At 73.0% G+C, this 22,035-nt stretch carries 21 protein-coding genes; 7 read left to right on the plus strand and 14 right to left on the minus strand.

All coding sequences use genetic code 11. From position 1 onward, the window contains the following. Positions 1 to 8: 8 nt before the first annotated feature. Both OP18_RS13110 and OP18_RS13115 read right to left on the minus strand, forming a co-directional pair. Complete coding sequence (locus OP18_RS13110; protein WP_211273524.1) at positions 9 to 686, minus strand: response regulator; 678 nt, start codon at positions 684 to 686, stop codon at positions 9 to 11. Then, positions 683 to 2,734 (minus strand): sensor histidine kinase, encoded by a 2,052-nt coding sequence (locus OP18_RS13115; protein ID WP_162189788.1) that lies wholly within the window; start codon positions 2,732 to 2,734, stop codon positions 683 to 685. Before OP18_RS13115 ends, OP18_RS13110 begins: the two co-directional genes overlap by 4 nt. Before the next feature lie 179 nt (positions 2,735 to 2,913). Here OP18_RS13115 and OP18_RS13120 point away from each other — a divergent pair, with 179 nt between their 5' ends. Then, entirely contained in the window at positions 2,914 to 3,639 is a 726-nt protein-coding gene (locus OP18_RS13120; protein WP_033359098.1) for a hypothetical protein, read from the plus strand. Positions 3,640 to 3,720: 81 nt separating this feature from the next. On the opposite strand, the gene OP18_RS13125 is transcribed toward OP18_RS13120, so the two are convergent. Beyond that, entirely contained in the window at positions 3,721 to 6,849 is a 3,129-nt protein-coding gene (locus OP18_RS13125) for a GH92 family glycosyl hydrolase (protein ID WP_033359099.1), read from the minus strand. A gap of 268 nt (positions 6,850 to 7,117) precedes the next feature. Here OP18_RS13125 and OP18_RS13130 point away from each other — a divergent pair, with 268 nt between their 5' ends. Then, positions 7,118 to 8,299, plus strand: coding sequence for a zinc-dependent alcohol dehydrogenase (locus OP18_RS13130; protein ID WP_033359100.1), 1,182 nt, complete (start codon positions 7,118 to 7,120; stop codon positions 8,297 to 8,299). A gap of 4 nt (positions 8,300 to 8,303) precedes the next feature. On the opposite strand, the gene OP18_RS13135 is transcribed toward OP18_RS13130, so the two are convergent. Continuing rightward, a complete protein-coding gene (locus OP18_RS13135) occupies positions 8,304 to 8,750 on the minus strand; it encodes a GntR family transcriptional regulator (RefSeq protein WP_063745505.1) in 447 nt (148 codons plus the stop codon). Between the two features lie 126 nt (positions 8,751 to 8,876). Here OP18_RS13135 and OP18_RS13140 point away from each other — a divergent pair, with 126 nt between their 5' ends. From OP18_RS13140 to OP18_RS13150, 3 genes are read left to right on the plus strand one after another with little or no spacing between them, the layout of a single operon-like run. After that, positions 8,877 to 9,410 carry a SigE family RNA polymerase sigma factor gene (locus tag OP18_RS13140; RefSeq protein WP_033359101.1) on the plus strand — a complete coding sequence of 178 codons (534 nt, stop codon included), beginning with the start codon at positions 8,877 to 8,879 and terminating at the stop codon, positions 9,408 to 9,410. A gap of 5 nt (positions 9,411 to 9,415) precedes the next feature. Then, a complete protein-coding gene (locus tag OP18_RS13145; protein WP_156089489.1) occupies positions 9,416 to 10,726 on the plus strand; it encodes a sialidase family protein in 1,311 nt (436 codons plus the stop codon). 52 nt (positions 10,727 to 10,778) lie between these two features. Beyond that, positions 10,779 to 11,552 (plus strand): YqjF family protein, encoded by a 774-nt coding sequence (locus OP18_RS13150; protein ID WP_033359103.1) that lies wholly within the window; start codon positions 10,779 to 10,781, stop codon positions 11,550 to 11,552. Positions 11,553 to 11,571: 19 nt separating this feature from the next. Here the strand turns inward: OP18_RS13150 and OP18_RS13155 are convergent, their stop codons facing one another. The 9 genes from OP18_RS13155 to OP18_RS13195 form a co-directional block, all read right to left on the minus strand. Then, complete coding sequence (locus OP18_RS13155; RefSeq protein WP_033359104.1) at positions 11,572 to 12,315, minus strand: FkbM family methyltransferase; 744 nt, start codon at positions 12,313 to 12,315, stop codon at positions 11,572 to 11,574. After that, on the minus strand, positions 12,315 to 13,055 hold the full coding sequence (locus tag OP18_RS13160; protein ID WP_052386675.1) for a RibD family protein: 741 nt from the start codon (positions 13,053 to 13,055) through the stop codon (positions 12,315 to 12,317). Before OP18_RS13160 ends, OP18_RS13155 begins: the two co-directional genes overlap by 1 nt. A gap of 41 nt (positions 13,056 to 13,096) precedes the next feature. Next, the gene (locus OP18_RS13165; RefSeq protein WP_245635363.1) at positions 13,097 to 14,782 is read right to left on the minus strand and encodes a sulfatase-like hydrolase/transferase; all 1,686 of its coding nucleotides are present in this window, start codon (positions 14,780 to 14,782) and stop codon (positions 13,097 to 13,099) included. Next, complete coding sequence (locus tag OP18_RS13170; protein ID WP_033359105.1) at positions 14,779 to 15,405, minus strand: GTP cyclohydrolase II; 627 nt, start codon at positions 15,403 to 15,405, stop codon at positions 14,779 to 14,781. The genes OP18_RS13165 and OP18_RS13170 overlap by 4 nt, the downstream gene beginning before the upstream one ends. Next, on the minus strand, positions 15,398 to 16,330 hold the full coding sequence (locus OP18_RS13175) for a lysylphosphatidylglycerol synthase transmembrane domain-containing protein (protein WP_033359106.1): 933 nt from the start codon (positions 16,328 to 16,330) through the stop codon (positions 15,398 to 15,400). The genes OP18_RS13170 and OP18_RS13175 overlap by 8 nt, the downstream gene beginning before the upstream one ends. A gap of 61 nt (positions 16,331 to 16,391) precedes the next feature. Continuing rightward, the gene (locus OP18_RS13180) at positions 16,392 to 17,162 is read right to left on the minus strand and encodes a class I SAM-dependent methyltransferase (protein ID WP_033359107.1); all 771 of its coding nucleotides are present in this window, start codon (positions 17,160 to 17,162) and stop codon (positions 16,392 to 16,394) included. A 156-nt stretch (positions 17,163 to 17,318) separates the two neighbouring features. Continuing rightward, the gene (locus tag OP18_RS13185; RefSeq protein ID WP_033359108.1) at positions 17,319 to 18,341 is read right to left on the minus strand and encodes a glycosyltransferase family 4 protein; all 1,023 of its coding nucleotides are present in this window, start codon (positions 18,339 to 18,341) and stop codon (positions 17,319 to 17,321) included. After that, complete coding sequence (locus OP18_RS13190; protein ID WP_033359109.1) at positions 18,341 to 18,739, minus strand: 6-pyruvoyl trahydropterin synthase family protein; 399 nt, start codon at positions 18,737 to 18,739, stop codon at positions 18,341 to 18,343. Before OP18_RS13190 ends, OP18_RS13185 begins: the two co-directional genes overlap by 1 nt. A gap of 2 nt (positions 18,740 to 18,741) precedes the next feature. Then, a complete protein-coding gene (locus tag OP18_RS13195) occupies positions 18,742 to 19,683 on the minus strand; it encodes a zinc-dependent alcohol dehydrogenase (protein WP_033359110.1) in 942 nt (313 codons plus the stop codon). An 81-nt stretch (positions 19,684 to 19,764) separates the two neighbouring features. Between OP18_RS13195 and OP18_RS13200 the strand changes: the two genes are divergently transcribed. Both OP18_RS13200 and OP18_RS13205 read left to right on the plus strand, forming a co-directional pair. Beyond that, positions 19,765 to 20,487, plus strand: coding sequence for a CDP-alcohol phosphatidyltransferase family protein (locus tag OP18_RS13200; protein ID WP_033359111.1), 723 nt, complete (start codon positions 19,765 to 19,767; stop codon positions 20,485 to 20,487). An 83-nt stretch (positions 20,488 to 20,570) separates the two neighbouring features. After that, positions 20,571 to 21,161, plus strand: coding sequence for a hypothetical protein (locus OP18_RS13205; RefSeq protein WP_156089490.1), 591 nt, complete (start codon positions 20,571 to 20,573; stop codon positions 21,159 to 21,161). 6 nt (positions 21,162 to 21,167) lie between these two features. Here the strand turns inward: OP18_RS13205 and OP18_RS52405 are convergent, their stop codons facing one another. Continuing rightward, the gene (locus OP18_RS52405; RefSeq protein WP_156089491.1) at positions 21,168 to 22,022 is read right to left on the minus strand and encodes a DMT family transporter; all 855 of its coding nucleotides are present in this window, start codon (positions 22,020 to 22,022) and stop codon (positions 21,168 to 21,170) included. Positions 22,023 to 22,035 lie beyond the last annotated feature (13 nt).

Raw genomic sequence — 22,035 nt, forward strand, 5'->3', positions numbered from 1 at the left:
AGAGATGTCTATTGCTTGCCGAGACCGGCGCGCCGTGCGCGGACGATCGCCTCGCTGCGGTCGACGGCCTGCAGTTTCGTCAGGATGTTGGAGACGTGGTTGGCCACCGTCTTGACGCTCAGGTGCAGCGTCGCGGCGATCGTGGCGTTGTTCGCGCCGTCGGCGATGAGGTCGAGCACCTCACGTTCGCGCGGGGTCAGCGCCGGAAAGGCCTCGGCGGCGGCCCTGCCGTCCGCCGGGGGCGTGGTCGAGCCGTCCGGCAGGGCCGGCGGTGCCGACAGCCGGGCGACGATCCTGTTGGCGACGGACGCGGAGAGCAGCACACCGCCGGACGCGACCGCCTCGATCGCCTGCCGGATCTCGCGTTGGGTCGCCCCCTTGATCAGGTAGCCGCGGGCCCCGGCGAGCATGGCGGCGAGGACGGACCGGTCGTCCTCGAACATCGTGAGGACGAGCACCCTGGTTTCCGGGATCGTCGCGGTGATCTCCCGGGTGGCGTCGATACCGCTGTCGGCCATCTGCAGGTCCATGAGGACGACATCGGGGCGGTGCTCGCGCGCCGCGGCCACCGCGGCGACGCCGCTGTCGACGTCGGCGACCACCGAGAGGCCGGGAACGCTGCCGATGAGGGCGATCAGCCCTTCGCGCACGATCGGGTGGTCGTCGGCCACCACGAGCCTGATCACGAGGACGCCCGCGCCAGTGCGAGAGGGAGCGTGACGGCGACGCGCCCGCCTTCACGGGTCGGCCGGGCCTCGAACGTGCCGCCGAGCTCGGCGGCCCGCCGCCGCATGCTGGTGAGACCGAACCCGTCCGGCCATGAGGCCGACACGGAGGTGCCGTCGTCGACGATGTCGAGCCGGACGACGCTGTCGATGGACAGCCGGACGGTCACGCTCGCCGCGGTCGAGTGGCGGGCCGCGTTGGTCAGCGCCTCGGCGGTGATGCGGTAGGCGGCGACCTCCACGGCCGGGTCGAGCCGGGGCATGTCGGCCGGCACGTCGACGGTCGTGGCGAGCGGGTGGCCGTCGAGCCGGCGGGTGAACCGGGCCGCCTCGTGGGCGAGCGCGGTCGGCAGGTCGACGTCCTCGAGGTCGGCGGGGCGCAGGTCGTAGGCGATGCGGCGGACCTCGCCGATGGCGGTTCTCGCTTCGGCGGCGGTCTGGTCGATCAGCCGACCGGCCGCGTCCGGGTCGTCGGTGACGAGGTTGCCGGCGGCGTCCGCCTTGAGCGCCACGGCCGTCAGTTGGGGCCCGAGGCCGTCGTGGAGGTCGCGGTAGAGTCGCTGCCGTTCCTCGGCCCGGGCGGTGATCAGTCGCTGCTGGGAACGGCGCAGGTCGGCGCCGAGCCCGTCGATGTGGACGGCGGCGGCGAGTGGCGCCGCCACGAGCAGCAACGCCGCATGGTCGCCGCGGGTCAGCGACGCCTGGCCCCGGCGGGCCCAGTAGCGCATCCGGCCCACCGGCTGGCCGCGGTAGCGCAGGACGATCTCACCGGCGGGCTCGCCGAGGCCGCGGTCCTCGCCGATGCGCCGGCCGTCGACGTCGACCAGCACCTGCGGCAGGCGGAGGCTGTCGCGGACAGCCGCGACGGCGGCCTCCAGCTCGTGCCCTTCGGGCCCTTCGAGCGACGCCGCGACGCTCGACAGGGCATGTACGGGATCGTTGCGTAGCCCGTACAGCAGGACGTCGACGCGTCGCTGCAGCCAGTGCCGGACCGGGCCGAACGCCGTGGCGACGACGGCCGTGGCGACGAGCGAGCTGCCGAGGCCCCGGCCGAGCACGGCGGCGACCGCCTGCACGACCAGCAGATACCCGCCGATCAGCGACGCGGTGAGTGCCACGTACACGAAGGTGCGGTTGATGACCAGGTCGATGTCGAAAAGCCGGTAGCGCAGCAGGGCCACCGCCGCTGCCGCCGGCAGCACGATGATGCCGATCAGCAGCATCGTGCTCCACACCGTCTGGACGTTCGCGGCGGTCGGGGCGAACAGCACCACCGCGACGCCGATCCCCCAGAGCAGCCAGGACAGCTGGTCCCGTTGCCGGCCCGTGGAGCGTCGCCGGCGGATCGTCATCGACGCGAGCGCTGCGAGGACCGCCAGGCTGACGCTGACGTTCGCGGCCGTGTCCACGGCGTTGACCGCTTCGCCGACCCGTCCGTGCAGGACCACCGGCGGCTCGGTGACGTAGAAGTTGATCGGGACCTGGCGGGGATCCAGCGCCCACGCCACCGGCCACACGACCGTGTTCGCCGCGCAGCCGTACACCAGCAGCCGCCAACGCCGCGAGGGAAGCCGGTCGTCGGGAAACAGCAGAATGGCCAGCGGCAGGCACAACGTGATTGCCGGGGTCCAGATGGACGCCCCGATCCAGCCGAGCGCGGAGCTCGTCGCGTCGGGCGAACCGGCCGCATACCGTTCCAGGCTCAGGCCCAGCATCGCCGCGGAGACGCCGTAGCACAGCGCGTAGGCGGCGAACAGCCATCCGATCGCCAGACTCGGCCGGCGCAGCGCGACGACCGCACCGAACGGTGCGAACGCGAGCGCCATCCACGCGTTGGTGACCGCATACGTCGGGAAGAGGGTCCGCCACGGCAGTCCCGAGGCGACCAGCGTCACGACGGCGACCGTCACCGCCGCGAGCGTGACGGTCAGCAGCCCCCACGCCAGCGCTCGGAGCGCGGCCTCGCCGCGCACCGGACGCGGCACCACGTCCGGTTCTGTCCATGCCATCGACACGAGCACAGTGTGACCGACGGCCGGCCGCCGCCACATCGGATCACAGTCCCGATCGACCGGGAACGGATTCCCGGCCGGATCTCCCGGACGGATCGTGAACCCGTCCTCTGGGCCGGGCGTCGCCGGGCCCGGACGCTGGAACCCTCAAGAGCTTCAGCGGAGAGGATCATGCCATGCGTTCCCAGCCTGTCGATCTGCGTCGCGCCCGGCGGTTCGCCATCGCGCTCTGCGTGGTCGCCGCACCCGTGTCCGTCGGCGTGATCCGGACGATCACGCCGGTCGTCGACGCCGACACGGCCGCCCGCGTCGTGCCGGCGTTCGCCGATCACCTCGGCGCCGTCCGCGTGACGTTCGTCTTCGACGTGATCGCGGCGATGCTGCTGCCGTTCCTCGTCATGGGCCTGTACCGCCTGACAGCACGCCGGGTGCCGGTGCTGGCCGCGGCCGGTGCCGTCCTGGCCCTCGCCGGGTGGGTGATGCTGCCGTTCCTCGCGGCGCAGGACATCCTCGGCTACGAGCTGGCCCGCGCGGGCGGCGACCCGGCGATCTGGGACAGGTTCACGGCGAGTCCCGCGTTCGCGGCGTCCCTGTTCATCTTCATCGTCGCTCACGAACTCGGCATGGTGCTGTTGGGCGTGGCGCTGTGGCGCAGCCGGGCGGTCGCCGCCTGGGCCGGCGCGGCGGTCGCGGTCGGAACGGTCGCCCACCTTGCCGGTGTCGTCAGTGACACCCGTGCTGTCGACGTCATCGGCTTTGCCGTGATGATCGCCGGCTGCGTCGCGGCCGCCCGCGCCATCCTGGCCACGCCCGACGACGAGTGGGACCTGCGCCCGGCCGCCACCGCACCGCATACCGCCGCCGCTGACAGCGTCACCGCAGGTGCCGCCGTCACACGGTGATCTCGCGGGGAGGTGGTCGCGAACCCGTGACGCGAGGCGGCGGCCGCCACCGCAGGTCGTGCGGGGGCGGCCGCCGGTGGGTCAGCTGTACGCCTCGAACTCGTAGATGCGCGCGGCGGTGTTCGTGTTCTGCGTCGGGGTGATGACGTTGAGCCGGATGTAGCGGGCGTTGACGTTCGTCGTGGTGGTGGTGACGTTGGCGGTGTTGGCGCGGACCTGGGCGGCGGTGGTCCACGTGCTGCCGTCGGTGGACGTCAGCAGGTCGTAGTCGCGGGTGTTCCAGGCCGCGTCCTCGCCGCCGGCGCCGGCGTGGCGGACCACCAGGGATCCGATGTGGACGGTGCTGCCGAGGTCGACCTGCAGGAACTTGGTCGTGCCGAGCGAGCACCACTTGTCGGCGGTGCCGCCGGAGACGCTGCCGTTGACGGCCTTGTCGGGGCCCTCGGTCGCGGCGCAGGAGGAGTCGGCGGTGGCCGGGCGGCCGAGGGCGAGGTTGCCGGTCGGGGCCCCGCCGCCGTACACCTCGAACTCGTAGATGCGGGCCGCGGTGTTGCCGTCGTTGGCCGGGGTACCGATGTCGACCTTGACGTAGCGGGCGGTGCGCGGGGTGACCTGGTGCAGGGTGCGGCTGGCGCGGTTGCCGGTGACGGACACGGCCTGGGTCCAGGTGCTGCCGTCGGTGGACGTGGAGATGGTGAAGGCGCCGGTGTTCCAGCCGGTCGTCTCGCCGCCGAGGCCAGCGTGCTTGAGCACGAACGAGCTGACGGTCTGGTTGGCGCCGAGGTCGACCTGCAGGAAGCGCGGGGCGGTGCCGGTGCAGAACTTGCTGTTGCCGGCGAGGCTGCCGTCGACGGCCTTGGCCGCGGACTCGGCGGTGGCGCAGGCGGCGGAGCCGGTGGCGGTCTTGTTCAGCGCCAGGTTCGTGCCGAGGTTCGGCGCGGCCGGGGGCTGGGTGGCGCCGTCGGTGAAGGACGGCGGGACGTTGCCGGCGCCGGTGCCCCAGCTCGACTCGCTGCCGCCCATCGTGTACTGCAGGGTGCCACCCGCGGCGAGGTCCGGGTAGCGCAGGTAGTTGTTCGCCACGGCGGCGCCGTTGAGGGTGAGGCTCTGCACGTACTGGCTGGACGAGCTGCCGCCGTTGATCTGGATGTTGCCGGCGGCGCGCTGGATGAGCACCGACGGGAACGTCGGGCCGTGGATGGCGAGGGTGTCGGCGCCGGGGGTGACCGGGTACATGCCCATCGCGGACCAGACGTACCAGGCGGAGGTGGCGCCGAGGTCGTCGTTGCCGGGCAGGCCGCCGGCGCCGGTGGTGAACGACTCGGTCATGACGCGCCGCACCGCGGCGGCGGTCCTGCCGGGCCGTTGGGCGAAGTTGTACGCCCACGGCACGTTGTGCTCGGGTTCGTTGCCGATGTAGAAGTACGGCCGCGACAGCCCGCCGTTGAGCTCGGTGAAGTGGTGGTCGAGCCGCTGCACCGCGGTCTGCGGGCCGCCCATGAGGTTGATGAGGCCGCCCAGGTTGTAGGGGACCATCCAGGTGTACTGCGAGGCGTTGCCCTCGGTGTACGGGCTCTCCTGTGCGGGGTTGAGCGGCCACGGCCAGGTGCCGTCGCTGTTGCGCGGGTGGATGTAGCCGGACTCGGTGTTGAAGGTGTTGCGCCAGTACTGGGCGCGGGTCATCGCCGAGTTGTAGGTGGCGGTGTCGCCGGTGGCCCGGGCGAACTGCGCGACGGCGAAGTCGGAGGCCGAGTACTCCATCGAGTCCGAGGGTGCGCCGGGGATGTACGTCTTGGACGCGTACTCCGACTGGCGGCCGCGGATCGGTGAGCCCTGCATGGTGCCGCCGGCGATGGCGTTCTTCATCAGCTGCAGCGCGGCGGCGGTGTCGAAGGTGCGGGCGCCGAACGCGTACGCGCTGGCCACGATGATCGGGCCGGGGTCGCCGGTCATGACGAAGTCCTCGTTGGTCTGCTGCGACCACTTGGGCAGCAGGCCGCCCTGCTGGCCGTCGAGGACCATCGACTTCATGATGTCGCTGGCGACGTCGGGGGCGATGAACGCGATGAGCGCGGCCCACGAGCGGTAGATGTCCCAGCCGGAGTAGTTCTGGTAGACGGGGTGGCCGGCGGTGTGCACGGCGTTGTCGAAGCCGCGGTACTGGCCGTTGACGTCGCTGGCGACGTTGGGGTTCTGCATCACGTGGTACAGGGCGGTGTAGAACTTCTGCAGCTCGGTGGCGCTGCCGCCGGTGGCCTGGACCCGGTTGAGGGCGGTGTTCCAGGCGCTGTTGGCGTTGGCGCGCACGGTGTCGAAGGCGGCCGTCTCCGCGGTGAGGTTGGCGGTGGCGTTGGCGACGCTGACGAAGGACAGCGCGACGGTCGCGTTGACGGTGCGGTTGCTGCTCGTGTCCCAGGTGATGATCGCGCCGGTGTTGACGCCGCTGGTACTGGTGGAGCCGTTGCTGATCGTGCCGCCGTTCCAGGTGCCGACGGACGACGGTGCCCGGTCGAAGCGGATCGAGTAGTAGATCTGGTACGTCTTGGACGAGCCGCAGAACCCGCCGGCGGTGACGCTGCCGGTGACGTTGCTGCCGGAGATGCTCACCGAGCCGCTGCGGTTGCCGGTGGCGGACCGGCTGGTGTTGATGAGCAGCCGGGCGGTGGTGGTGTTGGGGTAGGTGAGGCGCAGCGCGCCGGTGCGGGTGGTGGCGGACAGTTCGGCGTCGACGCCGTACTTGTCGAGGCGGTTCTTGTAGTAGCCGGCGGACGCGGCCTCGTTGGTCTTCGTGTACGCCGAGGCGTAGCTGGTCCAGGCGGTGCCGGGGGAGGAGCCGAGCGCGCCGGTGATGGGCAGCAGGCCGAGGTCCTCGTTGTTGGGGCAGCCGGCGCCGTTGAAGTGGGTGAGGCTGAACTCCTCGATGGTGCGGTCCCGGTCGCGGTAGCCGGACGGCGACGCGGTCGGGGTGTCGGGGCTGAACTGGGTCATGCCGAAGGGCACGGTGGCGCCGGGGAACGTGCTGCCACCGGCGCCGCCGCCGACGGGGTTGGGGGAGTTGCTGTCGTCGGTGCCGATCATCGGGTTGACGTACTGGGTCAGGTTGAGGTCGGCGGCGTGTGCCGGTGGTGCCTGCGCGAGCGCGACGAAGGCGCTGCCCAGCAGGGCTGCGCCCGCGCCGGCGAGCAGTCGGACCGTGCGTGATCGGGACATGGGTGGTCTCCCGTTCGTGGCGGTGAGGACGGGAGAGCGCTCTCGATGCATTCATACTGGCTGATTGACGTTCGGTCAAGATTTAGCAGAACCTGAGTTGCTTGGGCGGCTGCCGCCGCGGCCGCCGGGGGGTTCGCACCCCGGACGCCCCCTCTCGCCGTGCTGGCGTGCCGTACTGCTCCTGACATGGCGGGCCCCGGTGGGCTGGTCGTTTCCGGGGAGCGGCTGGGGGTAGCCGGAAAGGCGAGGCAGGACAGAGGAGGAACTTGTGAAGGCAGTGGTATGGCACGGGAAGCGGGACGTCCGGGTCGACACGGTCCCGGACCCGGTCATTCAGGACCCGAACGACATCGTCATCCGGGTCACGTCCAGCGGCATCTGCGGCTCCGACCTGCACCTGTACGAGGTGCTCGGGCCGTTCATGAGCGAGGGCGACATCCTTGGGCACGAGCCGATGGGGATCGTGGAGGAGGTCGGCGCCGACATCGCGCACCTGCGGCGCGGGGACCGGGTGGTGATCCCGTTCAACATCGCGTGCGGGCACTGCCTGATGTGCGCGCAGGGGCTCATGACGCAGTGCGAGACGACGCAGGTGCGTTCGGAGGGCAAGGGGGCGGCGCTGTTCGGCTACACGAAGCTGTACGGGCAGGTCCCCGGCGGGCAGGCGGAGTACCTGCGGGTGCCGCAGGCGCAGTTCGGGCCGATCAAGGTGCCGGAGGGGCCGTCGGACGACCGGTTCGTGTACCTGTCGGACGTGCTGCCGACGGCGTGGCAGGCCCTCGAGTACGCGGCGGTGCCGGACGGCGGGACCCTGGCCGTGCTGGGGCTCGGGCCGATCGGTGACATGGCGACGCGGATCGCCCGGCACCGTGGGCTGCGGGTGATCGGGGTCGACCTGGTGCCGGAGCGGCTGGAGCGGGCGCGGGTCAACGGGGTCGAGGTGATCGACCTGACGCAGGTCGACGACGTCGCTGACGCGATCCGGGACCTGACCGACGGCCGTGGTGCCGACTCGGTGATCGACGCGGTGGGGATGGAGGCGCACGGGTCGCCGGCCGGGAAGCTGGCGCAGACGGTCGCCGGGTTCCTGCCGGACGCGGTGGCGGAGAAGTTCATCGACAAGGCGGGCGTGGACCGGCTGGCGGCGCTGCACCTGGCGATCGACGCGGTCCGGCGTGGCGGCACGATCTCGCTGTCGGGCGTGTACGGCGGCACCGCGGACCCGTTGCCGATGCTGGTGCTGTTCGACAAGCAGATCCAGCTGCGGATGGGGCAGGCGAACGTGAAGCGGTGGGTGCCGCAGATCCTGCCGCTGCTCACCGGCGACGCGGACCCGCTCGGGGTCGAGACGTTCGCCACCCACCACCTGCCGCTGGATGACGCGCCGATGGCGTACGAGCGCTTCCAGGAGAAGAAGGACGGCATGGTGAAGGTCCTGCTCAAGCCGTAGCGGGTCAGGCGACGTCCATGATCCTGGTGGCGGCGCCGGCGAGCCCTTCGGGGTTGAGGATCTCGACCCGGTCGGCGAGGAACACCTCGACGCGGCCGGACTTGTCCCGGACCTCGACGAGCGGGACGCCGCGCTCGATGTTCATGGCGAAGCGTTCGGTGGTGGTGGGCATGCGGCAGGTGAGCTTGCTGCCGCGGCCCATCACCACGGTGGACCGGATGGGGCGTTCCCGGACCGTGGAGGGTGCGCCGCGGCGGGAGGTGACGAGGCCCTCCTCGCGGAGGATGTTGACGGCCCGCCGGACGGTGGTGAGGCTGACGGTGTACCGCTCGCACAGCTCCCGCTCGCTGGGCATGGGCTGCCCGGCGGGGTAGGTGCCGCGGACGATCTCCGCGCGCAGGAAGTCCGCGATCTGGTGGTACACGGCCGGTACGTGTCGCTGCACATTCACGCGGGACACTGTACCCGATTATGGCCATAAGGCGATAGGTCGTCGACCGGTACACTCCGCGGTCGGCGACAGTCCGGCGTGCAACCGAACCGGTGGCCGGTGCGCACCTACTGGCGAGGAGGTGCGATGCCGAGCGGAGAGACCGAAGAGCAGCGCCAGTTCCGGGAGTACTTCACGGCCCGCCGGGACGTGGTGCGCCGCACCGCGTACCTGCTGTGCGGCGACTGGCACTGGGCCGACGACCTGGCCCAGACGGCGTTCATGCGGCTGGCGGTGAGCTGGCGCAAGGTCCGTGACCGGGAGGCGCTGGACGGGTTCGTGCGCACCTGCCTGGTGCGGGCCTACCTGGCCGACGCGCGGCGGGTGTGGCGGCGGCGGGAACGCAGCGTCGCCGAGCCTCCGGACGTGACCGGGCACGCCGGCACCGCCGAGGGCGCCGCGGGACGCATGGCGTTCGCGGGCGCGCTGCGCCGGCTGCCGCCACGGCAGCGTACGGCGCTGGTGTGCCGGTTCTACCAGGATCTGGACGTCGCGGCGACCGCCGCGGTCATGGGGTGTTCGGAGGGGACGGTGAAGAGCCAGACGGCGCGCGGACTGGCGCGGTTGCGGGAGCTGCTCGAGGCCGACGGTGAGCTGATGGCGATGGAGGGACTGCGGTGAACCAGATGCGTGCACGCTTCGACGAGGCGGCCGCCGCCGACGCGCCGCCGAGCCGGTTGACCGCCGACGCGGTGTACGCGGCGGCGTTCCAGCGGCGGCGCCGGCGCGTGACCGGTCTGGCCGTGTCGGCGGTGGCGCTCGCCGCGCTCGTCGCCGGCGTCGGTACCGGCGTGCTCGGCGCCCCGTCGGACCCGCCGGCGCCGCCGGCGCAGAGCGCGGACGGTGGCCCGCCCGGCATCCGCGACGGGGCGGTCCTGTCGGTCGCGGCCGCCGACGCCGAGCACCTGTACGCGAAGGTGTGGGCGTGCCCCGACCCCGGCGACCCGCAGCGGTGCACGGCGCAGCTGACCGGCTCCGACGACGGCGGGCGCAACTGGACGCTGCGGTCGCCGGACGTCGCCGGCGACGTGTCCGCGCCCGCGCCCGGGTCGCTGCTCATGACGGTGGAGAAGGACAACGACGACCCGCAGGGGCCGAAGCTGCTGCACGTGCCGTGGGTCAGCCGCGACGGCGGGCGCAGCTGGACGCAGGTGGTCGCCGGCACCGCACCGGTGGCGCAGGTCCCGGCGGGCGGCTGGCTGCAGTGCGCCGACCCGCAGCGGCTCGACGACGCGTGCCGGCCGGTCGCCGTCGACCCGGCCACCGCCCGGTCCGCGCCCCTGGCGACCGTGCCGGACCTGCGGATCGAGGGGGTCGTGGACGTGCCGGCGGCGGGCGGGCTGTGGCTGACCGGCCGGTCCCTCGACGGCGCGCACCGGCCCGCCGTCGCGGTCAGCCACGACCGGGGTCTGACCTGGTCGGTGCACGTGTTCGCGCGCACCGAGACCGAGGTGGACGACGGCTTCTTCGTGTACGGGGTGCCGGCCAGCACCGACGGCGTCACCGGGTACATGATCATCACCGCGCCGGACCCGGCGGACACCACCGGCGTCGGCCCCACCACCCTCGCCACCGCCGGGATCAAGACGGTCGTGTACCGCACCGGCGACGGCGGGCAGACGTGGGAGCGGGTCCACCGCACCCAGACCCTGCCGCGGCGCAACTACCAGCCGGGTGACGCGTACGTCGCCGCCGGCGGCAGCCACGTGGTGCGCGGCAGCGACAACCCGCCGTACCGGTGGTACGCCAGCGGCGACGGCGGGCAGAGCTACCACCCGGTCGACCAGGCCGGCCTCGGCGACGGCGTGCTGCGCACCGGCAACTCGCGGGTGCTGGTCGCCGGCCCCGGGGCGTACCTCACCTTCGACGAGGACGCGGTGTACCGCTCCACCGACGGCCTGCACTGGACCCGCGCCGTCGTGCGGCTGCCGCGCTGACCACCCGCGATGCGGCACGGCCCGGCCCGGGTCCGTGCCGCATCATGGTGGGATGCGAGTCGAGGACGTGACCCCGGAGACGCTGCGCCCGGTGCGCCGCTCCCTGCTCGTGCAGCGCTGGCACGACCTCGCGTTCCTGCACTGGGCGGTGCCCCCGGAGACGGTCGCGCCGTTCCTGCCGGCCGGCACCGTCCCCGACACGCTCGACGGGGTCACCTACGTCGGGCTGATCGGCTTCCGGATGGTGCGCCTGGGCCTGTTCAGCGGCCCCGGCCTGCCGTACCTGGGCACGTTCGCCGAGACCAACGTTCGGCTGTACAGCGTCGACGGTGCCGGCCGCCGCGCCGTGGTGTTCCTGTCGCTGGAGGCCGAGCGGCTGCTGCCGGTCATCACCGCGCACGTGTCGCTGAGCCTGCCGTACAAGTGGGCCCGGATGCGCCTGACCCGCGACGGCGACGTCCTGCGGTACACCAGCCGCCGCCGCTGGCCGGGCCCGCGCCCCGCCGCGAACGCGATGGCCGTGCGGGTCGGCGCCGAGATCGCCGAGCCGACGCCCCTGGAGCACTTCGTCACCGCCCGCTGGGGGCTGCACACCCGCGCCTGGGGCCGCACCCTGCACCTGCCGAACGAGCACCCCCGGTGGCCGCTGCACCGTGCCGAGCTGCTCGACCTCGACGACACCCTGGTCACCGCCGCCGGCCTGCCCGCACCGGCCGGCCCGCCGGACAGCGTGCTGTACTCACCCGGGGTGCCCGTCCGCTTCGGCAGTCCCAATACCGTGGTTCCCGGGGCCGTGGGTCCGCGGCCCGCCACCCCGGCGGTGTGAGCTGCCGGCCGCCCTGACCTCACCCGCCGTCGAGGCGGGCGTAGACGTCGCCGGAGCGGCCGAGCGGGCGGAACCGGTGCAGCAGGCGCATCAGGCCGGCGGCGTCCAGCCAGCGCTCGCTGGCGAACCGCATGGTCTCGATCGGCGAGTAGTTGTAGCGGTACGGGCCGAGCCGCTGCACCAGGTCCAGCACGGCAACCGTCGCGTCGTGCGCGAACGGCAGGTATTCGAACGACAGCGCGGGTAACGGCGTACCGAGGCCGGACAGCACCTCGATCTCGAAGCCCTCGACGTCGATCTTGCAGAACGCCGGCGCGCCGTGCTTCGCGATCAGGTCGTCGAGCGTCACCACCTCGACCTCGATCGACCGGTCCCACCGTACGCGGGCGAAGCTGCGGTCCTCGGCGACCGTGTCCCGCCACGAGGACGACATCGACGAGACGGTGGGAGTGGCGCTGGACAGGGCCAGGTGGGCGGTCCCGGGCCGGGCGCCGACCGCGCTCGGCACGATCGTGACGCCGTCGTCGCGGCCGAAGCACAGCCGCAGCACCCTGAGGCAGTCCGGCTGCGGCTCGATCGCGATCACCTTCGTGCCGAGCTTCCGCCACGCGCGGACCCGGCTGCCCACGTGGGCGCCGATGTCGAAGCCGATGTCACCCGGCCCGAGAAACTCGCTGTAGAAGCGGACCATCTTGCGGTGCCGGCCCGGTATGCCGTGGTACATGGCCATGGACCGCCCGATCCCCCAAGCCCGGCTGAACATCAGGGACCTCCTCGAGCCTCGTAGCGGTCGCTCAGCGCGTACCGCAGCAACACGACGTCCTCGATCTGCCGGACGTCCACGAGCGTGGCGCGGCACCCGGCGTTCCACGGGAAGTCGCCGTCGCCGACGAAGCGCGGTGCCCTGGAGTTGCCGACGAAGAACGGTGCGACGACCAGCTGCGCCTCGTCGGCGAGCCCGGCGGTGAGCAACTGCGTGTGCACGCTGCTGCCGCCTTCGACCATCAACCGCCGGATGCCCCGCTCGGCGAGGTCGGCGAGCAGGCCGGACAGATCGATCATGGTACCGGCGTCGACGACCGTCGCGACCCGACCGAGCCGGGCCCGCAGCGCCTCCATGACCGGCGAGGCGCAGTAGACGATCTTGTCGACGTCGCCGGTGGTGAAGAACGCCGCGTCCGGGTCGAGGTCGCCGTGCGCGGTGAGCGTGACCTTCGCCGGTGACGGCGGCAGGCCCCGGGCCATGCGCGCGGCGCGCCGGTCCGGGGAGCGTACGAGCAGCCGCGGGTTGTCCTGGCGGATCGTGTGCGCGCCGACGAGGATCGCGTCGCATCCGGCCCGCACCGCGTCGACCCGGTCGAAGTCGGCGTCGTTGGACAGCAGCAGCCGCGTCTCGGTGGCGTCGTGGATGTAGCCGTCGATCGACATCGCGCAGCTCAGCAGCACGTACGGTCGTCGCCCCGCGGCCGCCACGCCGGGGAGCGCGGCAGGTCCGGTGGTCATCGGCTCGGTCGTCATCGGCTCGGTGGTCATCGGCTCGGTGGTCATCGGTTGGAGGGCCCGAACGCGGTCAGGAACCGGTCGCGGAACGCGTCCATCTTCCAGACCGGCGCCTGCGGGTCGGGTCTGAGGCCGTCCTGCCAACCCCAGCCGGAGATCCGCTCCAGCACGGCCGGGTCGCGGGCGACGATCGTGACCGGTACGTCGCGGCTGGCGTTCTCGCCGGTGATGACCGGCGCCGGTTGGTGGTCGCCGAGGAAGACCATCACCAGATTGTCGTCTCCGTACGTGCGCAGGTAGGAGATGACCACGCTGAGCGAGTATTCGATGGTCTGCCGGTAGTCGGCCCGGACCTGGGCGCCGGTGCGTTCCAGGACGCCGTTCTGCCCGCCGCCGCCGAACGTGGAGCCGTCGTCGATGCCGCGGTAGTCGACGAGCCGCGGGATGGGCGTCCACGGCGCGTGGCTGGACAGCAGGTCGATCTCGGCGAAGAGCGGCGGGCGGTTCGGCGCGGTCCGCTCGAGACGCTGGAAGGCCGAGATCGTGTACTGGTCGGGGATCGAGGACATGGCGTACGTCGGGCCGCGGTATCCCATGTTCCGGGAGTCGTAGATCTTGTCGTAGCCGTAGATCCGGCCCTCCGGCCAGTTGCGGGTGTTGGCCGGCGCGAAGCAGACCGTGCGCCAACCCGCGCGCTTGAACGCGGCGCTCAACGTGAAGCGGGTGCCCGACGTGAGCTGCAGGTAGCGCTGCTGGTTGTCCACCCACAGCCCGGACTGCAGCGTCGAGTGCGCCAGATGGCTGCCGCCGCCGGTGGCCGCCGAGGTGAGAAACGCGCTGCGGGCGCCGAACCCGGCCTCGTCGAGCTGCCGCGTCCCCGCGTCGAGCACGGCGGTGACCTGCGGCGCGTATTCCGGGTTCTGCACCGCGTCGCGTCCGTAGCTCTCGACGAACGTGACGACGACGTCCTTGCCCCGCAACGCGGTGAGCAGCTGCGGGCCGGGCGAGCCGTGGAACGCGTCGACCGACGCCTCGGCCGCGAACGTCCCTCGGTCGCCGAGATCCTCCTTCACCAGGCGCACATGGTCGTACACCGGACCGGCGGTGTTGGTGGCGGCGACCGGCACGCCGGTGACGACCTGGACACCGAACACCGCGCAGCCGAGCCACGCCACGGTGCGGATGCTCGTCGCGCGGTGCCGCACCACGATGCCGGTGAGGCGAAGGACCGCCAGCGGCACGAGGACGAGCAGGCCGAGGACGAGCACGACGACCCCGGCGACCGCGCCGATCGCGCCCGGCCGGCCGATCGAGTCGGACAGTACCTCGACCGCGGGCCCGAACAGCCGCCAGTCGAGCATCGGGTCGAACGGCCGCGCGAACGTCGCGAAGAAGCCCATGTCGAGCACCTTCAGGACGGTCAGCAGCGCCAGGGCGACGCCGGCGACGGCGGCGCCGATCCGCCGCGCGCGCCCGGGCAGCAGGAGCACGGCGGCGACGCCGGGCAGCGCCTCCAGCGGGATGCGGACGAACGGCCGGCCCGGCTGGTTCGGCGCCGCGAGCGCGGCGAGCACCAGCAGCGCGGCGAGCGTCGTCGCGGTCCCCGCGGCCACCGCCTTGGCCCGGCCGCTCCCGCGAAGCGGCGCGGGGCCGGCCGCGGACCCGGTGGTGCCGCGGCGCCACCGGATCCGCCGCAGCGTCTGCATCGGCACCTTCATCGCGGTCATCATCCGCCGAACGGTGACACGGCGAACCGGGCGGCCCTGGCCGCCTTCGCCGCCAGGTATCCGACGTTCGCCGGCGACCGGTACACGCCCGTCGGCACGTGTTCGGTCACCGTCACCCCGAGCCTGGCGAGCTGGTCGGCCTTGTCCGGGTTGTTGCTGAGCAGTGCGATACGGTCGGCGCCGAGCGCGCCGAGCATCTGCGCCGCGACGGTGTAGTCGCGCTCGTCCTCCCGGTGCCCCAACGCCAGATTGGCCTCGTAGGTGTCCAGCCCGGTGTCCTGCAACGCGTACGCGTCGAGTTTGGCGTACAGGCCGATGCCGCGCCCCTCCTGCCGCAGGTACAGCACGTAGCCGCCCACCGAGGCGATACGCTCGACGGCCTCGCGCAGCTGCGGGCCGCAGTCGCAGCGCTGGCTGCCGAACACGTCACCGGTCAGGCATTCGCTGTGCGGGCGGACGAGCGGCACCCGGCCGTCGGTCAGCCGGCCGAGGCCGAACGCGAGGTGCTCCCGCGCGTCGACGAGACCATGGAACGTGAAGACCCGCGCGGTGGTGACGAACCCGTCGGGAAAGCGGAGCGGCACCGTCACCTCGGCACGGACCGCGGCGGGCAGGAGTTCAGACACGGGTCTCCTCAGGACGGTCCCGGGCGCGCCGGGCAAGCACCAGCACGGCGGCTCCGGGAAGGGTCGACACGAGTACCAGCGCCCCGTACACCATCGCGGTCGCGACACCTTGCGTGGCGCTCAGGCCGGCGGCGCTGAACGCCCATGCGGCGACGCCTTCGCGGGGACCGAAGCCACCCACGTTCGCCGGCAGCACCATGGCCAGCAGGGCCAGCAACGTCAACGGTATGAGCTGGGACAATGGCGCGGTGGCGCCGGCCGTGCGCGCCGCCACCAGAAACGTCGCGAGGTTGCCGGCGAGGACCACGGCGGTGGCCACGACGACACCGACCCACTTGCGCCGGGCGATCAGCCCGTCGCGGATGTCGGTCTTCACGGCACGAAGCGCGCGCAGCCAACGCGCCGGGCCGCGCTCGGGCACGAACCTGGCCAGCAGCACGGCGACGAGCGTCGCGACCACCGCCAGCGCGACCACGACCGGCAGGTACCGCCGGATCGGCGACGGGAACGCCAGCAGCACCACGGCCGCCAGGAGCACCGAGATGACCGTGCCCGCGGCGCGCTCCCACACGACCGCGCGGATGCCGCGGCTCACGTCGCCGGAGTCCTTGCCGTGCCGCACCGCGCGGTGGACGTCACCGAGCACACCACCGGGGAGCGTCGCGTTCAGGAAGGTGGCCCGGTAGCAGTGGGCGACCGCGGTGCGCAGCAGCAGCCGCACCCCGAGGCCACCGGCGACCAGGCTCCACCGCCAGGCGCAGGCCCACGTGGTCAGCACGCCGATGCCGAGCGCCGCACCGAGCGCGCCGGCGTCGATCAGGCGCAGCCCGGCGACGAACGGGCCGCTGCCCAGCCGCCACAGCAGGACGGCGAGGATGCCGGCCCCGGCGAGCGGGTGCACCCAGGACCAGATCGACCGCGGCACCGCACCTCCTTCGCAGCAGGGGTCTCTTGTCTGAGGTATACGTACGCGGAGCGCCAGGGGTTCAGTCACCGCCGGCGAGGAGGTCGTCGTGGTGGACCACGACCCCGAGCCGTCCCGCGGCCGCCTCGGCGAGCCGGCGACGACCGTACTCCTGCGCCGGCCCGATCAGGTCCGGTTCCTGCTCACATGCCGCGCCCAGCCACCCGCGCAACCACTCGGCCGTCAGGGCCGCGTGCTCGGATCCCAGGCGCCAGGGACTGGGCCGGACGAGCACCTCGACGCCGTGCCGGCCGAACGCCTCGACCGTCGCCCCGACCGCGTCCGGCCCGAGCAGCGTCCGGCCGCCGGTGGTCCGGCGCTGGTGCGCGTTGAACGCCGCCATGACGGCCGCGTCCAGCGGGTCCGGCGGGTCCAGCTCCTGCCGGCCGGTCACCGAGATGGTGAACAGCGTCGGGACCCCGACGCACGCCGCGACCACGCGCTCGACCTCGTCGGCGGTGAACATGTCCAGCAGCGCCGACGCGGTGACCAGATGGGCGCCGTCCAGATCGTCCCTGGTCAGCCTGGTGATGTCGCCTTGCCGGACCTGTACCGTCTCGCCGGCCCTTTGGAGCAGGGCCGGGTCGCGGTCGTGGAGCACCCAGCGCTGCGGTCCCGGCAACAGTGGCGCCAGCCAGCGCCCCATGGAGCCGGTGCCGGCGCCGAGGTCGTGGATCACCAGCTCCGGCCGGTCCACGAGACGGGCCCGGAGCCGTTCGACGAGCTCGACCGACCGGGCCGCGGCGTCGGCCGGCTCCCGCAGCGCCAGCCACTCGGGTGTCACACTGCTCATGCCGCCACCTCCGCTGCGCTCCGGCGTCGGCCTGAGCTGAACCTGTCACATGATTCGCGGCCCGAGCCGCTTCGCTGGCCGCTCATGCCGCCACCTCCGCCGCGCTGCGGCGTCGGCCTGAGCTGAACCTGTCACATGATTCGCGGCCCGAGCCGCTCATGCCGCCACCTCCGTCAACACTGTGGAAACTCGCGCGCAGGTGTCGGCCCAGCCGGCGAGTGTGGTCCGGCGCGACGCCGCGGACCGGCGCAGCGCCTGCCGGAGCTCGGGTGCGCCGAGCCAGCGGCGCAGCCCGTGTGCCAGCCCGCCGGCATCGACGAGGAGGCCCGGCACGGAGCCGTCCGGCGCGCGCCCGAGGGCTTCGGGCACCCCGCCGACCGCGGTCGCCAGCACCGGTGTCCCGCGCGCGAGCGCCTCGGTGACCACCATGCCGTAGGTCTCGCCGTGCGAGGCGAGCAGGAGCAGGTCGGCGCCGGCGTAGGCGGCCGAGAGCTCGGCGCCGGTGCGCGGGCCGGCCAGCACGACCCGGTCCTGGATGCCGTCGGCGGCCAGCTGCCGGCGGAGCCGGTCGACGAACGCCGGGTCACGATCGAGGGAGCCGACGCACACGCAGTGCCAGGGCACGTCGGCGACCTCGGCGAGGGCTTCGGCGAGCCGGTCGTGGCCCTTGTGCGGGGTCACGGCCGCCACACACAGCAGCGCCGTGCCGGCCCCGGAGCCAGGTGCGAGCGGTGCCGGGCGGACGCCGGGCGGTGCGGTGTGGACCCGGTCGCCGGGCAGCGCATAGGACTCGATGAGCCGCCGCCGGGTCCAGTCGCTCGTGGTGATGATCGCGCGCGCGGTGAGCAGTGCCTCGCACTCCCGCTCGTCATCCAGGGGCAGGTGCACCAGCACGACGAGGCGGAGCCGTCGCGCGTGCTCGCGCAGCACCGCCGGGACCACCGAGGCGATCAGACCGTCGAGCAGGACCAGGGCGCCGTCCGGCACGTCCGCGAGGATCCCTGCCAGGCCGGCCCGCGAGGCGGCGGTCGGCTCGGGCCACGTCCCGGCCGCCGCGTGCTCCCGCACCGTCCACCCCGCGGCGGCCAGGCCGTCGCACACCTCGCGGTCGTAGGTGTTGCCGCCGCTCGGTGTCGCTGGATCGTCGATGTCGTTGGGCAGCACGACATGGACGAGCATCAAAGGGACCGCTCGTAGGCCGCCGACGCGACATGCGACTCGTGCAGGGTGACCTTGATGGTGGACAGTCCGCGGGCGTTGCCGCCGAAGTTGCCCGCCTCGACGCGCTCGGCGAGGCGGTCGGCGACGAACCGGGCGAGCACCTCGGTCGACGTGTTCTGCCCGGCGAACACCGCCTCGTCGTCGAGGTTGCGGTAGTTCAGCTCGCCGACGACGGCGGCCAGCTCGTCGCGGGCGCACCCGATGTCCACGACCAGGCCGTCCTCGTCGAGGTCCGGCCGGCAGAACGTGGCGTCGACGACATAGGTCGCACCGTGCAGGCGCTGCGCGGGTCCGAACACCTCACCGCGGAAGCTGTGGGCGATCATCATGTGGTCACGAACGGTCACGCTGAACACGGTTACTCTCCGTCATAGGTGATGAGATGGCACAACGCGGGAAGGTCGCCGGCGGCGAACACGTCGGGCAGGTCGTCGAAGCGCGACGCCCCGGCGATCAGCGCGTCGAACGCGGGGTCGCGCAACAGCTCCAGGGCGACGGCCATGCGCTCGGCGGACGTCCGGCGCGGGTGGGCGACGGTGCCGACCTGGCTGCTGCGGATCGTCAACCGGCCGGAGTGGAACGCGCCGCCGAGCCCCACGCTGACCGGTCGGTCACCGTACCAGCTCAGCTCGATCACCGTGCCCTGCGGCGCGAGGAGGTCCAGCGCGCACTGGAGCCCCTCGGCTGTCGCGCTGGCGTGGATCACCAGGTCCCGGCCCCGGTCGGCGGTCTCCGGCGCGGCGAACTCGACGCCCAGTGCGCCGGCCACGGTTCCGCGTCCGCTGTCCACGTCGACGAGCTGCACGTGCACCCCCGGAAACCCGGCGACCAGCCTCGCGACGCAGCAGCCGACCGCGCCGGCACCCACGACCGTCACCCGGTCACCGACCCGCGGGGTGGCGTCCCACAAGGCGTTCACTGCCGTCTCCACGGTCCCGGCCAGGACGGCACGTTTGGGCGGTACGCCGTCGGGCAGCACGTGGACGGCGCTGACCGGCACCACGTAGGCGGTCTGGTGCGGGTACAGGCAGAACACGAACCGACCGTCGTCGAGCTGCCCGACGTTGAGGTAGCCGTACTTCACCGGCCCGGGGAAGTCGCCTTCCTGGAACGGCGCGCGCATCACGCCATACTGACTCGACGGCACGCGTCCGTGGAACACCAGCGTCTCGGTGCCCCGGCTGACGCCGGAGAACCGGGTGCGCACGAGCACCTCCTCCGGGCCGGGTGCGGGCAGCGTGACGGGCCGGATCTCGCCCGCACCCGGCTCGCGGACCCAGAAGGCCCTCGCGTTCGACATCTGCTCCCACCCACCCTTGAACCAAATCGCGGCCGTTGACGTATCCCCGGTCAAGGTCGCACATCATGTCACGGAGGAACGGTGCAAACGGTTCGAACCGGTCCGGCACTCGGGTTTCTCGCCCAGGTGGCCCTGCTGGCCGGCCTCGGCGGGACGGCCGGCCTCGGCGGCGCCGGCTGGCTGGTCGGGACGGCCTACGGCGCCGCGCTGTGCGGCCTGCTCACGTGGGGCATGCACCGCTCGGGTGCGCGCAACCTCGGGCCGGCCGACTGGGTGACGCTCGCCCGGGCGGTGCTCGTCGGTGGCGTGGCCGCGCTGACCGCGGACTCGTTCGACGGGCCGGCTCCGGTCCGGCTGCTGGTCGTGCTGACGGCCGTCGCGCTGGTGCTGGACGGCGTCGACGGTCAGGTCGCACGGCGGACGGGCACCGTGTCAGCGCTGGGCGCGCGCTTCGACATGGAGGTCGACGCGTCGCTGCTGCTCGTGCTGAGCCTCTACGCCGCGCACCAGGTCGGCGCGTGGGTGCTCGTGATCGGGCTGATGCGCTACGTGTTCGTCGTCGCCACGTGGTCACTGCCGTGGATGCAGGCGACGCTCCCGCCACGGTACTGGCGGAAGGTGGTCGCCGCGACCCAGGGTGTCGTGCTCGTGGCCGCGAGTGCCGGCGTCGTGCCGGTACCGCTGATGGTGGCCGCGTTGATGGTCGCGTTGGCGCTGCTGGTGGAGTCGTTCGGGCGTGACGTCATCTGGCTGTGGGCGCGCCGCCGTCCCGCGGTGTCGCTCGCGACCCCGCGGTCCCGGTAGCGTTGCGGGTGAGTACTGCTACTCACCCGGGATGGGTAGGTCGCCGGGTACATTGCCGCTGACCGATGGGCAGGATCGTCGGCATGCGGAAACTTCTGATGGTGGTGACCGTCGCGGTGCTCGGGGGCGCGATGGTGAACGGCACGGCGGCTGCGGCGGAGGTGCGGGTGCGGGGCATATCGGACCGGGTGATGCTGCAGCCGGAGGACCTCGGTGGGGCGGCGACCGGACCGGTCGAGCCCGGCCTGACCCACTCGCTGCTGCCCCAGCCGTGCGCGGACACCCCGGTCCCGCAGCCGGTGGCGGGGCGCAGCCTCGCCGCCGACTACGACACCGGCCGGCGGCACCGGGTGTACGAGCACGTGGTCCGGTACCGGCCGGGCGGCGCGCAGGCGTACCTGGCGACGTTGAAGGAGCAGCTGGTGCGGTGCCGGGCCGGGGGCGGCGACGAGGGCTACACCGGGCTCGCCGAGGACCACCTCGGGCCGGACACGGTGCTGTTCCTCGGCACGTACGACGAGGGTGACCGGTGGGTGGCGTACGTCGCCGCGGCCGTCGGCCGGTACGTCGTCGTGGTCATGGTCGCCGACCCCGTGGTCGGTGGCGGCGACCCGACGATCGCGAACTCGATCGCGGCGGCGGCGATGCGCCGGGCGGCCGTGATCAAGGGGTAGGCACCGTCACGCCGGTGAGGTCGTGCCGAGGCGGAACGCGCCGGTCGCGACGACGGCCAGGCACACCGCGAACAGCGCCAGGTCCCACCGCGAGTGCGGGATGTCCTCGTGCAGCAGCAGGGCGCCGAGCACGACCGCGGTGATCGGGTTGGCGGTCAGGTCCGCGGGGTACCCGGCGCCGATCGTGTCGTGCTGGAACGCGACCTGTATCAGCGTCATCCCGGCGACGACGGCCGGCACCATGACGGCGACGGCGATCAGGGTGTCCGGGTGCAGCAGCGCCCGGGCACCGTCGGCCTGCCAGGCGGCGCCGACCGCGTCGAACAGAACGGCGGCCAGCCCGGCGCAGGCGCCGGCGACGAGCCCGTACACGGTCGCGGTCGTCCTGGGACCGCGGCGCGTCACGGCGGTGAGGGCGCCCCCGCCGAGGGCGGCGACGGCGGTGCCGGCGGCGAGGACGTCCCCGGCACCGAGACGGTCGGCGTCGCCCGGGTCGCCGACGACGGCCAAGAACGCGGCGAGCCCCGCGATGATCAGGGCGCAGGAGCGCAGCTGCCGGCCGCTCGGGCGGGGGCCGCCGAGCCGCCACGCGACGAGCAGCGCCACCGGCAGCGCCAGCACCAGGCACGGCTGGACGAGCACGACCGGGCCGGTCGCCAGGGCCGTGACCTGCAGGCCGACGGCGGTCACGTCCAGGCCGAGCCCCGCCAGCCAGCGGCGGTCACGGACCAGCCGCAGCACCGGCCGCGGGCCCTGCGCGGCGTCCGCGCTCGCGGCGCGGTGCTCCACGGCGGTGGCCGCCCCGTACGCGCAGGCGGCCAGGACCGCGCACGGCACCGCCACCATCAGCAATCCGCCCACCCCCGGCACCACG

The organism is Dactylosporangium aurantiacum (assembly GCF_000716715.1).
Lineage (GTDB): Bacteria > Actinomycetota > Actinomycetes > Mycobacteriales > Micromonosporaceae > Dactylosporangium > Dactylosporangium aurantiacum.

Excerpts from the sequence above, each read along its gene's own strand:
- OP18_RS13115 (WP_162189788.1), bottom strand. The coding sequence starts at position 2,734 with ATGGCATGGACAGAACCGGACGTGGTGCCGCGTCCGGTGCGCGGCGAG.
- OP18_RS13120 (WP_033359098.1), top strand. The coding sequence starts at position 2,914 with ATGCGTTCCCAGCCTGTCGATCTGCGTCGCGCCCGGCGGTTCGCCATC.
- OP18_RS13125 (WP_033359099.1), bottom strand. The coding sequence starts at position 6,849 with ATGTCCCGATCACGCACGGTCCGACTGCTCGCCGGCGCGGGCGCAGCC.
- OP18_RS13140 (WP_033359101.1), top strand. The coding sequence starts at position 8,877 with ATGCCGAGCGGAGAGACCGAAGAGCAGCGCCAGTTCCGGGAGTACTTC.
- OP18_RS13145 (WP_156089489.1), top strand. The coding sequence starts at position 9,416 with ATGCGTGCACGCTTCGACGAGGCGGCCGCCGCCGACGCGCCGCCGAGC.
- OP18_RS13150 (WP_033359103.1), top strand. The coding sequence starts at position 10,779 with ATGCGAGTCGAGGACGTGACCCCGGAGACGCTGCGCCCGGTGCGCCGC.
- OP18_RS13155 (WP_033359104.1), bottom strand. The coding sequence starts at position 12,315 with ATGTTCAGCCGGGCTTGGGGGATCGGGCGGTCCATGGCCATGTACCAC.
- OP18_RS13160 (WP_052386675.1), bottom strand. The coding sequence starts at position 13,055 with ATGACCACCGGACCTGCCGCGCTCCCCGGCGTGGCGGCCGCGGGGCGA.
- OP18_RS13165 (WP_245635363.1), bottom strand. The coding sequence starts at position 14,782 with ATGATGACCGCGATGAAGGTGCCGATGCAGACGCTGCGGCGGATCCGG.
- OP18_RS13180 (WP_033359107.1), bottom strand. The coding sequence starts at position 17,162 with ATGAGCAGTGTGACACCCGAGTGGCTGGCGCTGCGGGAGCCGGCCGAC.
- OP18_RS13185 (WP_033359108.1), bottom strand. The coding sequence starts at position 18,341 with ATGCTCGTCCATGTCGTGCTGCCCAACGACATCGACGATCCAGCGACA.
- OP18_RS13195 (WP_033359110.1), bottom strand. The coding sequence starts at position 19,683 with ATGTCGAACGCGAGGGCCTTCTGGGTCCGCGAGCCGGGTGCGGGCGAG.
- OP18_RS13205 (WP_156089490.1), top strand. The coding sequence starts at position 20,571 with ATGCGGAAACTTCTGATGGTGGTGACCGTCGCGGTGCTCGGGGGCGCG.